The sequence below is a fragment of the Streptomyces sp. D2-8 genome, from assembly GCF_023184515.1.
In the GTDB taxonomy this organism is placed as follows: Bacteria; Actinomycetota; Actinomycetes; order Streptomycetales; family Streptomycetaceae; genus Streptomyces.
On sequence record NZ_JAAHBP010000001.1, the window covers coordinates 647,011 to 660,695 of the forward strand.

Below are 13,685 nucleotides of genomic sequence, written 5' to 3' on the forward strand. Positions count from 1 at the left end.
TCCATCCCCTCGCCACGCCGTGCCTGTCTCCCCAACCAATAACAACGCACGAGGGTTCCCGACCGATCAGGTGCAACGGCTCACACCCGTACAAGCGTCCCCCTGGGTGAATGGCAGGCGTTTCCCGGCACCTGGACCGACCGTACGTCACACTCCTTGCGCCACCGCACGGTAGCCTCGCCATCAACGTGACCCGCCCGGTCACAGCCGTTCCGCCCGTTAGCACCATGTCCCGCTCTGCCCGGAGGTTCCGGTGACGACACGTGGAGTTCTGTACGTGCACTCCGCGCCGCGCGCGCTGTGCCCGCACGTCGAGTGGGCCGTCGCCGGGGTGCTCGGCACACGCGTCAGCCTGGACTGGATCCGTCAGCCGGCCGCACCGGGCACCTGGCGCTCGGAGTTCTCCTGGCAGGGCCAGGCGGGTACGGCGTCCAAGCTGGCCTCGGCGCTCCGCGGCTGGCGCCTCCTGCGCTTCGAGGTCACCGCGGAACCCTGCCCCACCGCCGAGGGCGAGCGCTACAGCTGCACCCCCGACCTGGGCATCTACCACGCCGTCACCGGCATCCACGGCGACATCCTCATCCCCGAGGACCGGCTGCGCGCGGCGCTGCAACGCAGCCAGCGCGGCGAGACCGACCTGGAGGCCGAGCTCAGCAAACTCCTGGGCAAGCCCTGGGACGACGAGCTGGAACCCTTCCGCTACGCGGGCGAGGGCGCCCCGGTCCGCTGGCTCCACCAGGTGGTGTGACGCCATTCTTTTAGGGGCGCGGGGAACTGCGCGATCAGCCCCCACCCGCCCGCACCCGGCAGACAACGCGACACAAAACGGCGATTGGCCCGAACTCCACTCAGGGAGTCCGGGCCAACCACCGTTCAGCGAATCAAACCGTCCGGAACGCCAGCACCACGTTGTGCCCGCCGAAGCCGAACGAGTCGTTCAGCGCGGCGATACGGCCCTCGACGGGCAGCTTGCGAGCCTCACCGCGGACGACGTCGGCGTTCGCCTCGGCCTCCGGGTCCAGGTTCTCGACGTTGATGGTCGGCGGAGCCACCCGGTGGTACAGCGCGAGCACCGTGGCAACGGTCTCCACACCACCGGCACCACCCAGCAGATGCCCGGTCATCGACTTCGTCGCGGACACCGCGAAGTGGTCGGCGTCGTCGCCGAACACCTTCCGCAGCGCCTTCAGCTCGGCGATGTCCCCGGCCGGCGTGGAGGTCGCGTGCGCGTTGACGTGCACGATCTCCGCCGGGTCCAGGTCGTTGCGGTCCAGCAGGTTCTGCAGGGCGTGCGAGATGCCCCGCCCCTCCGGTTCCGGCTGCACGATGTCGTGCGCGTCGGCGGAGATGCCCTGCCCGACCGCCTCGGCGTACACCCGGGCACCGCGCTTCGCGGCGTGCTCGGCGGACTCCAGGACGACGACACCGGCGCCCTCACCGAGGACGAAGCCGTCGCGGGCCGTGTCGTAGGGACGCGACGCGCCCTGCGGGTCGTCGTTGTTCTTCGACATCGCCATCATGTTGCCGAACGCGGCGATGGGCAGCGGGTGGATCGCCGCCTCCGTGCCACCCGCGACGACGACGTCGGCACGGCCGGTGCGGATCATCTCGATGGCGTAGCCGATCGCCTCGGCGCCCGAGGCGCAGGCGGAGACCGGCGTGTGCACGCCCGCCCGGGCGCCCACGGCCAAGCCCACGTTGGCCGACGGGCTGTTGGGCATCAGCATGGGCACGGTGTGCGGGGAGACGCGGCGTACGCCCCTCTCCTTCAGCACGTCGTACTGGTCGAGCAGCGTCGTCACGCCGCCGATACCGGAGGCGATGACCGCGCCGAGCCGGTCGGGGTCGATGTTCGGGTCCTCGCCGGCCTTCGCTTCGAAACCGGCGTCGGCCCAGGCCTCCTTGGCCGCGACCAGCGCGAACTGCGCCGATCGGTCCAGGCGGCGGGCCTGTGGCCGCGGGATGACCTCGGTCGGCTCCACGGCGACCGGGGCCGCGATACGGACCGCCTGGTCGGCGGCCCACTCCTGCTCCAGGGGCTTGACGCCGGACTTGCCGGCGATCAGGCCCTCCCAGGTAGAGGCTGCGTCGCCACCCAGCGGTGTGGTTGCGCCGATACCGGTGACGACCACGGTGCGATTGGTCGAGTTCACGGGAATTCTTTCTCCAACGGATCCGAGGATTAAGCGGCGCCACCGCCGGGTGGCGGGGCAGTCAGACAGACGGCCTGATCGGCCGGTCAGCCCTGGTGCTTGAGGATGTAGTCGGTCGCGTCACCGACGGTCTTGAGGTTCTTGACGTCCTCGTCCGGGATCTTGACGTCGAAACGCTCTTCGGCGGCGACGACGACCTCGACCATGGACAGCGAGTCGACGTCCAGGTCGTCGGTGAAGGACTTGTCCAGCTGGACGTCCTCAACCGGGATGCCGGCGATCTCGTTCACGATCTCGGCGAGACCGGCGACGATCTCTTCCTGAGTGGCGGCCATGTTGGCGCTCCTTCGTAGATATCCAGAGGGTGTGGCAGGTGTTTCTTCCCGCACCGGACCGCATGATCCGGCACGGAGTGCCTAGGGGAGGGTAACGACAGTCGCGGCGTAGACGAGACCCGCCCCGAAGCCGATGACGAGCGCGGTGTCGCCGCTCTTCGCTTCTCCGGTCGCCAGGAGCCGCTCCATCGCGAGCGGGATCGAGGCGGCCGAGGTGTTGCCGGTGGTGCGTACGTCACGTGCGACCGTGACGGACTCCGGCAGCTTGAGTGTCTTCACCATCGAGTCGATGATCCGCTCGTTGGCCTGGTGCGGGATGAAGACGTCCAGGTCGTCCGCGGTGATGCCGGCGGCGTCCAGCGCCTCCTTGGCGACCTTCGCCATCTCGAACACGGCCCAGCGGAAAACCGCCTGGCCCTCCTGCGTGATGGCGGGGAACTTGGCGACCTCGCCCGAACGGTAGTCCGTCCACGGCACGGTCTGCTTGATGGTCTCGGACTTGTCGCCCTCGGAGCCCCACACGGTGGGGCCGATCGCGGGCTCCTGGGCCGGGCCGACGACGACCGCGCCGGCACCGTCGCCGAACAGGAAGGCCGTCGCCCGGTCCTCCAGGTCGGTCAGGTCGCTCAGCCGCTCCACGCCGATCACCAGGACGTACTCGGCGGAACCTTCGACGATCATGCCCTTGGCGAGCGTCAGGCCGTAGCCGAAGCCCGCGCAGCCGGCCGAGATGTCGAACGCGGCGGCCTTGGCGGTGCCGAGCTTGTCGGCGATCTCGGTGGCGACGGCCGGGGTCTGCTTGAAGTGCGAGACCGTCGAGACGATCACGCCGCCGATCTGCTCGGCGGAGATCCCGGCGTCCGCGATCGCCTTGCCGGACGCCATGATGGACATCGCGGCGACGGTCTCCTCGTCGTTCGCCCAGTGCCGGGTCTCGATGCCGGAGCGCGAGCGGATCCACTCGTCGGACGAGTCGATCGTCTCGAGGATCACCTCGTTCGGCACGACCCGGGTCGGGCGGTAACCGCCGACGCCGAGGATGCGCGCGTACGGGGCGCCCTTGCTGGGCTTGATCTTCGCCATGCTCTCCGGCTCCTTGTCAGGCACTGTGCTCGGCGATGAGCTCGCGAGCCGTGTCGAGGTCGGCGGGGGACTTCAGGGCCAGCGTCTTCACCCCGGGCAGGGCCCGCTTGGCCAGGCCGGTGAGGGTGCCGCCGGGGCACAGCTCGATCAGGGCCGTGACGCCGAGCTCCTTGAAGGTCTCCATGCACAGGTCCCAGCGGACCGGGTTGGCGACCTGGCCGACGAGACGGTCCAGCACCTCGGCGCCGCCGGCGACGGCCTGCCCGTCGGCGTTGGAGACGTAAGTGAGCTTCGGGTCGCCGGGCGCCAGGGCCTCGGCGGCCTTCGCCAGCGTGTCGACCGCGGGGGCCATGTGGTGCGTGTGGAACGCGCCGGCGACCTTCAGCGCGACGACCTTGCGCACGCCCTCGGGCTTGTCGGCCTCCAGCGCGGCGAGCTGCTCCTTGGTGCCGGCCGCGACGATCTGGCCCGCGCCGTTGATGTTCGCCGGGGTCAGGCCCAGCTTCTCCAGGTGCGGAACCGTCACGGCGGGGTCGCCGCCCAGCAGCGCGGCCATACCGGTCTCGGTGACGGCGGCGGCCTCGGCCATGGCGAGCCCGCGGGTGCGGACCAGACGCAGGGCCTCCTCGTGGGGGAGCACCCCGGCGAGCGAGGCGGCCGTGATCTCGCCGACGCTGTGACCGGCGATCGCGCCGACCTTCGCGGGCAGGTCGGCCGGATCGTCGAAGAGCAGTCGCGCGGACGCCAGTCCGGCCGCGACCAGCAGCGGCTGCGCCACCGCGGTGTCGCGGATCTCCTCCGCGTCGGCCTCGGTGCCGTAACGGATCAGGTCGAGTCCCACGGCGTCGGACCAGGCCTCAAGGGCACCGCGAACACCGGGGAGGTCGAGCCATTCAGTCAGGAAGCCGGGCGTCTGAGCGCCCTGGCCGGGAGCCACGAGTACGAGCACTCTCACACTCTCTCTTGGGGACGGGCACGGCCGCCCGTGGGGACAAGGACGAAGAACACGAGGGGGTTTTGTCGAGCCCCGACAAAACCTTAGGGCTGGAGATCTCCATCGACCAGACGCCCCAGGATCAGCGCTATCCGCAGTGTGAACGCAGAGCGTACATCGGAGGGTGACCAACCGGTGACGTCTGTCACACGTCGAAGCCGGTAGCGGACGGTGTTGGGATGGACGAACAGCATCCGGGCGGCGCCCTCGAGGCTGCTCGCCTGTTCGAGGTAGACGCTGAGGGTCTCCAGGAGCGCGGCCCCGGCCTCCTCCAGTGGTCTGTAGATCTCCTCCACCAGTTGCTCGCGGGCCGAGGGGTCCCCGGCCATCGCCCGCTCCGGGAGCAGATCGTCCGCCAGGACCGGGCGCGGGGCGTCCTGCCAGGCGGAACACGCCTTCAGCCCGGCCGCGGCGGCCTGCGCGGACCGGGTCGCGGCCAGCAGGTCCGGCACCACCGGGCCCGCCACGACCGGCCCGGCCGCGAACGGGCCGATCAGCGACTTGGCCACGGCCAGCGGGTTGTCGCTGCCGCCCGCGATGACGACCAGTCGGTCGCCGAGCACCCCGGTGAGCACCTGGAGCTTGGCGTGCCGGGCCGCGCGCCGTATGGCCTCGACGGTCAGTTCGCTGTCACCGTCGGGCGCCGTGCCGAGCACCACGCACACGTGCTCGGGCGAGTTCCACCCGAGGGCGGCGGCCCGGGACACGGCTCCCTCGTCGGCCTCGCCGCTGAGCACGGCGTTCACGACCAGGGACTCCAGCCGGGCGTCCCAGGCGCCGCGCGCCTCGGCGGCCTGCGCGTACACCTGGGCCGTGGCGAAGGCGATCTCCCGGGCGTAGACGAGCAGCGCCTCGCGCAGCACCCGCTCGTCGCCGGGGGCCGCGACCTCGTCGATCGCGCTCTCCATGACCTCGATGGTGGTGCGCACCATCTCCACCGTCTGGCGCAGCGTGATCGCCCGGGTCAGCTCGCGCGGCGCGGTGCCGAACACGTCGGTGGAGATGGCCTGCGGGGCGTCCGGGCGCCGGAACCACTCGGTGAACGCGGCGATACCCGCCTGCGCGACCAGACCGATCCAGGAACGGTTCTCCGGGGGCATGGCCCGGTACCAGGGCAGCGTCTCGTCCATCCGCGCGATGGCCTGCGCGGCGAGCGATCCGGACGACTTCTCCAGCCGCTTCAGCGTCGCGGCATGCGGATGGACGTCGTGGGCTGCGGCTTCGTTCTTGCTGGTTTCGGGTTCGGGCACGGGGACAAGACTGCCTTATCCGGACGGGAGGGTGGGCCGCCGGGTCTACGGTGGACTCCGTGATGGACATTCGGCGCGCCGGTGAGCGCTACCAGGGCGGCGACCCGGCGGCCGGGATCGAGTCGTGGCACGCCTTCTCCTTCGGCTCCCACTACGACCCGGGCAACCTCCGTTTCGGTGCGGTGCTCGCGTGCAACGAGGAGCGGCTGGCGCCCGGTGCCGGCTTCGACGAGCATCCGCACAGCCACACCGAGATCGTGACGTGGGTGGTGGCGGGCGAGCTGACCCACCGGGACTCCACCGGGCAGGAGTCGGTGGTGCGCCACGGCGACGTGCAGCGGCTCAGCTCGGCGGGCGGGGTGCGGCACGTGGAGCGCAACGACGGCCCGGAGTCCCTGACCTTCATCCAGATGTGGCTGGCCCCGCTCCGACCCGGCGGTGACCCGTTCTACGAGGTCGTCCACGGCATCGCCGACTCGACGCCCTACGCCCTCCCGGAGGCGGGCGCGATGCTGCACGTGCGGCGCCTCGGGCCCGGGGAGCGGACGGCGGTGCCGGACGGGGCGTACGCGTACGTGCACGTCGTGCGCGGCGACGTCCGCCTGGACGGCGAGGAACTGGGCGCCGGTGACGCGGCCCGGATCACGGACGCCAAAGGCCTGGAGGCCGAGGGCGTGACCGAGGCGGAGCTGCTGATCTGGGAGATGGCCTAGGGGGCTTCGCTAGAGCTCCGCGAGCACCGCGTCCGTGAACGCCGGCCACGCCTCGATCGCCCAGGACCCGAACGCCCGGTCCGTCAGCGCCACGCAGGCCGCGCCCGCGTCCGGGTCGATCCACAGGAACGTACCCGACTGCCCGAAATGCCCGAACGTGCGCGGCGAGGACGAGGAGCCCGTCCAGTGCGGCGACTTGGAGTCGCGGATCTCGAAGCCCAGCCCCCAGTCGTTGGGGTTCTGGTGGCCGTACCCCGGTAGGACGCCCTTGGTGCCCGGGTAGTGCACGGTCATCGCCCCGGCGACCGTACGCGGATCCAGCAGCCGCGGCGCCTGCACCTCGGCCGCGAACCGCAGCAGGTCCTCGACCGTCGACACCCCGTCCTTGGCCGGGGAGCCCTCCAGGGTCGTCGAGGTCATGCCCAGCGGCTCCAGCACGGCCTGGCGCAGGTACTCCCCGAACGGGATGTCGGTGGCCTTCGCGACATGGTCGCCCAACTGCTCGAAACCGGCGTTGGAGTACAGCCGCCGCTCCCCGGGCGGGGCCGTGACCTTGTGCTCGTCGAAGGCGAGGCCCGAGGTGTGCGCGAGCAGGTGCCGGACCGTCGACCCGGAGGGACCCGCGGGCTCGTCGAACTCGACGGCCCCCTCCTCGTACGCCACGAGCACCGCGTAGGCGGCCAGCGGCTTGGTCACCGACGCCAGCGGGAACCGCCGGCCGGCCGGCCCGTGGGTGCCGAGGACGGTGCCGTCCGCTCGTACGGCGCCCGCCGCAGCGGTGGGAACCGGCCAGTTCTCGATCAACGCGAGGCTCTTCAGCGACATGCGTTCGAGCCTATGCGCTCAGAGCGCGAGCTCCGGCAAAGGGTCGGGCTTGGGCCGGAAGCCGAGGGAGACGTCCACACCGAACACGAAACGTCCTGCCGATTTCTTACCGTCGGCGCTTGCTTGGAGTGCGCTCCAAGGTTCTAGCGTTGGGGTCATGACGGTGATGGAGACCACGGGGACCGGGGCCGACACCTGCGCCGGCCCGCCGCAGCAGAACCGGCGCCCGGACGGCCAGGACCGCTACACGATCAGCGAGGTCGTCGCCTTGACCGGCCTGACGGCCCACACCCTGCGCTGGTACGAGCGCATCGGACTCATGCCGCACATCGACCGGTCCCACACCGGCCAGCGCCGCTACACCAACCGCGACCTCGACTGGCTCGACCTCGTCGGCAAGCTCCGCCTGACGGGCATGCCGGTCGCGGACATGGTGCGGTACGCGGAACTGGTGCGCGAGGGCGACCACACCTACGGCGAGCGCTTCGAGCTGCTGAAGACGACCCGTGAGGACGTCCTGGCCAGGATCGACGAACTCCGGGGCACGCTCGCCGTGCTCGACCGGAAGATCAGTTTCTACGCGGACGCCGGGCGTGCCCCGGCGTCGGAGAGGTCCCGATGACGGACGGCAAGATCACGACGGCGAAGCTCGGCGACCACGGTCCCGAGGTGAGCGTCCAGGGCCTCGGCTGCATGGGGATGAGCTTCGGCTACGGCCCCGCGGACGCGGACGCGTCCCGGGCCACGCTGGAGCGGGCGCTCGAACTGGGCGTCACCTTCTACGACACGGCCGACGCGTACGGCGCCGGCGAGAACGAGCGGTTCCTGTCGCCCTTCTTCAAGGCCCACCGCGACGAGGTCGTCATCGCGACCAAGTTCGCCCTGTCGATCCCCCCGGACGACCCGACGCGCCGGGTCATCCGCAACGATCCGCCCTACATCCGCCAGGCCGTCGAGGCGAGCCTGAAGCGCCTGGACGTCGACGCCATCGACCTCTACTACATGCACCGGCGCGATGTGAACGTGCCGATCGAGGAGAGCGTCGGCACCATGGCCGACCTGGTCCGCGAGGGCAAGGTCAAGCACCTCGGCCTGAGCGAGGTCACGGCCGGTGAACTGCGTGCCGCCCACGCCGTCCACCCCATCGCCGCCGTGCAGTCGGAGTGGTCGCTGTTCAGCCGTGACATCGAGGCGCACGTCGTCCCGGCGGCCCGTGAGCTGGGTGTGGCCCTCGTCTCCTACTCACCCCTCGGCCGGGGCTTCCTCACCGGCTCCTTCACCAACGCCGACCAGGACCTGAGCGCCGGTGACTTCCGCCGTCAGCAGCCCCGCTTCACGGGCGACAACGCCACGGCGAACGCGACCCTGCTGGAGCTGATCCGCACGGTGGCCAAGGCGCACGACGCGACGCTCGGTCAGACAGCCCTGGCCTGGGCCCAGCAGCAGGCGACGGTCCACGACCTCCCGGTCATCCCGATCCCGGGCACCCGCAAGCCCGGCAGGGTGGAGGAGAACACGGCGGCGACCGGGATCGTCCTGACCGACGAGGAACTGGACCTGCTGGACGGCATAGCGGCCCAGGTGGCGGGCACGCGCTACGCGGACATGACCTTCACGTCAGCGGGCCGGGAGTAGCGAAGCGCCCCTTCAGGGGCGCGGGGAACTGCGCGACCGGCCACATCCGGCCCGCACCCGCCGGCGCGCAGCACCCCGCAGACGCTAAAGCTCCGCCAGCAACTCGGCCTTTTTGACCGAAAACTCCTCATCCGTCACCAGTCCGGCCTGATGCAGCTCACCCAGGTGACGAATCCGCTCGGCGATGTCCGCGGGATCACGCCGCGGCGCGGGCACGGCGGCCACCGGACTCGACGTCCGCACCGCCGCCAACACCGCGGCGGCGAACGGCAGCGACTCGTGCACCGGCCCGTACCCCAGCCCGAACACCACCGCGGCCGGATCCTGATCGGCCTGCGCCCCGGGCGCTCCCGCATCCCGCTGCAAAAGCCGCAGATGCCCCTCGAACACCTCCGGCGACCGCCACTCCACCCCGTTCAGCTCCCCGACGGAGAAGCTCTGGTCGCCGGCCTTCCACTTCGCCGACGACGCCCCCGTCCAGAACCACCGGAAGTTCACGGTCCGTCCGTCGAAGGTCGCCTTCCCGTCGTACGCCTTGAACGACAGCGGCCCCTCGGGCGGGTCCACGAGGAAGCGGTCCGCCGGCCCGGACTCGGTCAGCAGGGTCCGCAGCTCGTCGGCGTAGTACTCCGCGAGGACCTCCCGGTCGGCGGGCAGCACCAGCCGGTAGGGGTCGCCGCTCTCCTTCAGCTGCCCGGCGGCCGCCTCCATCAACGGGTCCGCCCCGGGCCGCGGTTCGACACGCAGCACGACCGTGCCGCGTTTCCCGCGGGTCAGCGTCACCCCGGCGATCGCCTCCAGGGGCACACGACGTTCCCCGAGGGCCTGGAAGAGCTTGGGTGTTCGAATCCCTCGTTCGTAGCGGATGAGCACGGAGTCGGACTCGAACTCCCAGGCGGCATGAAATCCGGCCAGTACGTCACCCATGCGGCTCATCGTATGCGGCACGCGCTCCTCCGTCCCCCTCCCGAGCAGACCGCAACTTCTTCGCCTCTACGCGCGTCAGGCCGCCGCCGTGCCGGACAAACCGGTACGGCAGACGCCGTCTTCGTGCGCGCAGTGCACCGAGCGGTATGCGCCAACGCCGATCTCTGCGAAATTGAACAGACTTGCCGTTCCCGGCTCGAAGTAACCCGCGTGACCCTTCGCACCCGCCGCCGACAGCACCCGCGCCCCGAACCCTGCGGAGACCGGATCGGCGCCGTGGCCGAGTCCGCCGACCTCCAGGTAGGGCACGTCCTGGATCCAGTCGTCGGAGTCCCGCATCGCCCACACCCGGGCGGTGGTGTGCAACTGGGCGGCCTTCTCGACACGCATGCCGGGGCTGCCGGCCACCGCGATGTCGGACACCCGGCCCGGCAGCGAGCGCGCGGCGACGCCGCACACCACGGAGCCGTAGCTGTGGCAGAACAGCGAGACCGGCGAGCTGCCCGGCAGCGACCGCACCAGCGCGTCGAGCCGTACGGCACCCTCCTTGGCGCGCATCGCCGTGGCCGAGTCGATGCCGAGTCCGCTGGGCGCCGTGTAGTCGGCCCAGGCGATCACGGCCGTACGGGTCGAGGGGCTCACCTTCCGCTCGGCCGCGTACAGGGACTTGGCCATCCCGACGGGCGCGGAGTACTCGCGCTTGGTGCGCTGGAAGGTGAGCAGGTCGGTGTCGACACCGGGGACGACGACCGAGACCCGCTCCGCCCTGCGCAGGTTGCCGAAGACCTCCGCCACCCGGCCCGAGCCGTCCGGGTCGAAGGCCAGGATGTGCCGGCCCTTCTCCATGAGGTCCTCGAAGCGGTGCATCCTGCGGCCCGCCTCGTGCTGCCCGGCCGGGGTGAGGCGCTGGTCGTGCATGCGTTCGCGCTCGACCTTGCGCGCCTTGGCGAGCGCGAGGTGGTTGGCGCGGTAGCGCAGCTCGACCGGCGCGCCGTTCATGTTGCCCACGGCGAGCGAGTACTTGCGGACCAGGGTCGTACGGTCCTGCTCGGTGAGCGAGGTGAAGAAGCGGGCCAGCTTCGTCGGCTCGGACTGCGGGTCCGGCAACCGGTGCCCGCCGATCCGGCCGTGCTCCCAGGCGGAGAGCGAGGCTTGGAGCGGTGTGGCGCCCCGCTGGTTGCGCAGGGCCGTCCAGCCGGTGGTCGCCAGCATCACGAACACGACGGCCAGAGCGAGCAGTGCGCGCCAGACGTTCAGTTGCGGGGAGGTGCCGAAGGAAGTCACTGAAAGGACACACTAGGAGAACGAGAGGGTCTCGCGTTAACCAAGTGACCGGGATCACGTTTCGGTGGATGTGCTAAGGGGACTGCTCCGCACGCCAGTTCCCGGCCAGTGCGGGACCCACCTCGTCCAGGTATGTGGTGGTGAGTTGGCGCATTCCCTCCATGCTGAGGTCGTCCCCCGCGGACCACAGTCGTTCGGTGACGCGAATCACCCCTCCGAAGAGGGCGACGACGATCCTCGGCCGGGGGTCCGCGTCCACGTCGAGTCCCTCGCGCTCGGCGATGATCCCCGCGAGCTGCTCCTCCAGCTCCGCCGACCGCCGCAGATGGGCGGCGAGCAGCGCGGGCGTCGACTCGATCACCCGGTAGACGCGCATGTGGAGCTCGATCGGCACCAGCTCCTCGACCGCCTCGTTGATGGCGTCCCAGCTCTCCAGCACGGCCCGGCGCAGCGCCTCCAGCGGCACCTCGTCCGGCGGGCGCGTGCGCAGGGCCTCCACGACGAGCGTCTCCGCGAGGCGCGGCACGAAGAACGCCGTCTCCTCCTTGCCGGCGAAGTAGCGGAAGAAGGTGCGCTGCGAGACGTCCACGGCGGCGGCGATGTCGTCGACGGTCGTCTCCTCGTACCCGCGCGTGGCGAACAGTTCCAGCGCGGCCCGCAGCAGTGCGTCCCGGGTGCGCCGCTTCTTGCGTTCGCGCAGGTTCAAGGCATGCCTCTCGTCTGACGTGTTCTCCCAGTTCAGGCTATACGGGGATGTCGTGTCAGTTACCGACTAGTGAATTGGTTTGTCAACTGTCAGCGGCTGTCATTAGCCTCGGCGTATGACTAGTCAGACCACCATCGACACGACGGGGTCGGGGGGCAAGGCACCGGCGGCGCCGTCGGACGCGACGCCGGGCAAGGGGCTGCGAGGGCACCCCTGGCTCACCCTCATCACCGTCGCTGTGGGGGTCATGATGGTGGCCCTCGACGGCACCATCGTGGCCATAGCCAACCCGGCGATCGGCAAGGACCTGGGGGCCTCATGGTCCGATCTCCAGTGGATCACCAACGCCTACTTCCTCGCTCTCGCGGTGTCCCTGATCACCGCCGGCAAACTCGGTGACCGATTCGGTCACCGGCAGACCTTCCTCATCGGCGTGGCGGGCTTCGCCGCCTCCTCGGCCGCCATCGGGCTGTCCAAGGGCATCACGGCGGTCATCGTCTTCCGCGTCTTCCAGGGGCTCTTCGGCGCCCTGCTGATGCCGGCCGCGCTCGGCCTGCTGCGGGCCACCTTCCCGGCCGAGAAGCTGAACATGGCCATCGGCATCTGGGGCATGGTCATCGGCGCGTCCACCGCGGGCGGCCCGATCCTCGGCGGCGTGCTCGTCGAGCACGTCAACTGGCAGTCGGTGTTCTTCATCAACGTGCCGGTCGGTGTCCTCGCCGTCGTCCTCGGCGTGCTGATCCTGCTCGACCACCGCGCCGAGAACGCCCCGCGCTCCTTCGATCTCCTCGGCATCTTCCTGCTGTCCGCCGCGATGTTCTGCCTCGTCTGGGCTCTGATCAAGGCACCGGAGTGGGGCTGGGGCGATCTGCAGACCTGGGCGTTCATCGTCGCCTCGGTGGTCGGCTTCGGGCTCTTCGCCGTCTGGGAGACGAAGGTGAAGGAGCCGCTGATCCCGCTGGGGCTGTTCCGCTCCGTCCCGCTGTCGGCGGGTGTCGTGCTCATGGTCCTGATGGCCATCGCCTTCATGGGCGGCCTGTTCTTCGTGACGTTCTACCTCCAGAACGTGCACGGCATGAGCCCGATCGACGCCGGTCTGCACCTGCTGCCGCTCACCGGCATGATGATCGTCGGCTCCCCGCTCGCCGGCGTGATGATCACCAAGTTCGGCCCGCGCATCCCGCTGGCCGGCGGCATGGCGTTCACCGCGATCGCCATGTACGGCATGTCCACGCTGGACGCGCACACGGGCAGCGGCGTCATGTCCGTCTGGTTCGCCCTGCTGGGCCTCGGCCTCGCGCCGGTCATGGTGGGCGCCACCGAAGTAATCGTCGGCAACGCCCCGATGGAGCTCTCGGGCGTCGCGGGCGGTCTCCAGCAGGCCGCCATGCAGATCGGCGGCAGTCTCGGTACGGCCGTGCTGGGCGCCGTGATGGCCTCCAAGGTCGACAACGAGTTCGCCGGCAACTGGGCGGACGCGGGGCTGCCGCCGCTCACCCCGGCCCAGTCCGAGCAGGCCGCGCTGGCCGTTCAGCAGGGCAGCGCCCCGGTGCCGGAGGGCACCCCCGAGCAGATCGCCGCGAAGATCACCGAGGTCGCGCACACCACGTTCATCGACGGCATGAGCCTGGCCTCCCTGACCGCTGCGGGCGTGGCGGCCGTCGCCGTGTTCGTCGCGTTCCTCACCAAGCGCGGTGCGAACGCGGAGGCCGGTGCGGGCGCGGCACACATCTGACGCTCCCCGGCGGCTCGTTCGCCTATCCGTGTGAACGAGCCGCCG

General features: G+C 70.5%; 14 protein-coding genes. 5 read left to right on the forward strand and 9 right to left on the reverse strand.

Going from position 1 to position 13,685, the window contains the following annotated elements:
- The first annotated feature begins 253 nt into the window (after nt 1-253).
- Nucleotides 254-748 carry a DUF3145 domain-containing protein gene (locus tag G3I77_RS02865; protein WP_248500838.1) on the forward strand — a complete coding sequence of 165 codons (495 nt, stop codon included), beginning with the start codon at nt 254-256 and terminating at the stop codon, nt 746-748.
- 133 nt (nt 749-881) lie between these two features.
- Here the strand turns inward: G3I77_RS02865 and fabF are convergent, their stop codons facing one another.
- From fabF to fasR, 5 genes are all read right to left on the reverse strand, one after another.
- Nucleotides 882-2,153: a beta-ketoacyl-ACP synthase II gene (gene fabF / locus G3I77_RS02870; RefSeq protein ID WP_248500839.1), complete on the reverse strand. Its 1,272-nt coding sequence runs from the start codon at nt 2,151-2,153 to the stop codon at nt 882-884.
- 86 nt (nt 2,154-2,239) lie between these two features.
- The gene (locus G3I77_RS02875) at nt 2,240-2,488 is read right to left on the reverse strand and encodes an acyl carrier protein (RefSeq protein WP_003989952.1); all 249 of its coding nucleotides are present in this window, start codon (nt 2,486-2,488) and stop codon (nt 2,240-2,242) included.
- An 81-nt stretch (nt 2,489-2,569) separates the two neighbouring features.
- On the reverse strand, nt 2,570-3,571 hold the full coding sequence (locus G3I77_RS02880; RefSeq protein ID WP_248500840.1) for a ketoacyl-ACP synthase III: 1,002 nt from the start codon (nt 3,569-3,571) through the stop codon (nt 2,570-2,572).
- Nucleotides 3,572-3,587: 16 nt separating this feature from the next.
- Complete coding sequence (locus tag G3I77_RS02885; protein WP_248500842.1) at nt 3,588-4,520, reverse strand: ACP S-malonyltransferase; 933 nt, start codon at nt 4,518-4,520, stop codon at nt 3,588-3,590.
- An 89-nt stretch (nt 4,521-4,609) separates the two neighbouring features.
- On the reverse strand, nt 4,610-5,815 hold the full coding sequence (fasR, locus tag G3I77_RS02890) for a fatty acid biosynthesis transcriptional regulator FasR (RefSeq protein ID WP_030836904.1): 1,206 nt from the start codon (nt 5,813-5,815) through the stop codon (nt 4,610-4,612).
- Between the two features lie 62 nt (nt 5,816-5,877).
- Here fasR and G3I77_RS02895 point away from each other — a divergent pair, with 62 nt between their 5' ends.
- Nucleotides 5,878-6,528 carry a pirin family protein gene (locus G3I77_RS02895; protein ID WP_248500844.1) on the forward strand — a complete coding sequence of 217 codons (651 nt, stop codon included), beginning with the start codon at nt 5,878-5,880 and terminating at the stop codon, nt 6,526-6,528.
- A 9-nt stretch (nt 6,529-6,537) separates the two neighbouring features.
- Here G3I77_RS02895 and G3I77_RS02900 read toward each other — a convergent pair whose 3' ends face one another.
- The gene (locus tag G3I77_RS02900) at nt 6,538-7,353 is read right to left on the reverse strand and encodes a serine hydrolase (protein WP_248500845.1); all 816 of its coding nucleotides are present in this window, start codon (nt 7,351-7,353) and stop codon (nt 6,538-6,540) included.
- Nucleotides 7,354-7,510: 157 nt separating this feature from the next.
- Between G3I77_RS02900 and G3I77_RS02905 the strand changes: the two genes are divergently transcribed.
- Together G3I77_RS02905 and G3I77_RS02910 are read left to right on the forward strand one after the other, a co-directional pair.
- A complete protein-coding gene (locus tag G3I77_RS02905; protein WP_248500847.1) occupies nt 7,511-7,975 on the forward strand; it encodes a MerR family transcriptional regulator in 465 nt (154 codons plus the stop codon).
- The gene (locus G3I77_RS02910) at nt 7,972-8,988 is read left to right on the forward strand and encodes an aldo/keto reductase (protein WP_248500848.1); all 1,017 of its coding nucleotides are present in this window, start codon (nt 7,972-7,974) and stop codon (nt 8,986-8,988) included. The genes G3I77_RS02905 and G3I77_RS02910 overlap by 4 nt, the downstream gene beginning before the upstream one ends.
- An 84-nt stretch (nt 8,989-9,072) precedes the next feature.
- Here the strand turns inward: G3I77_RS02910 and G3I77_RS02915 are convergent, their stop codons facing one another.
- The 3 genes from G3I77_RS02915 to G3I77_RS02925 form a co-directional block, all read right to left on the reverse strand.
- Nucleotides 9,073-9,924, reverse strand: a complete 852-nt coding sequence (locus tag G3I77_RS02915) for a DUF4429 domain-containing protein (RefSeq protein ID WP_248501449.1) — start codon at nt 9,922-9,924, stop codon at nt 9,073-9,075.
- Nucleotides 9,925-9,990: 66 nt separating this feature from the next.
- The gene (locus G3I77_RS02920; RefSeq protein ID WP_248500850.1) at nt 9,991-11,199 is read right to left on the reverse strand and encodes an alpha/beta hydrolase; all 1,209 of its coding nucleotides are present in this window, start codon (nt 11,197-11,199) and stop codon (nt 9,991-9,993) included.
- 73 nt (nt 11,200-11,272) lie between these two features.
- Complete coding sequence (locus G3I77_RS02925) at nt 11,273-11,905, reverse strand: TetR family transcriptional regulator (RefSeq protein WP_248500851.1); 633 nt, start codon at nt 11,903-11,905, stop codon at nt 11,273-11,275.
- Between the two features lie 115 nt (nt 11,906-12,020).
- On the opposite strand from G3I77_RS02925, the gene G3I77_RS02930 reads away from it, so the two are divergent.
- Entirely contained in the window at nt 12,021-13,640 is a 1,620-nt protein-coding gene (locus G3I77_RS02930) for an MFS transporter (protein ID WP_248500853.1), read from the forward strand.
- The last annotated feature ends 45 nt before the right edge of the window (nt 13,641-13,685 follow it).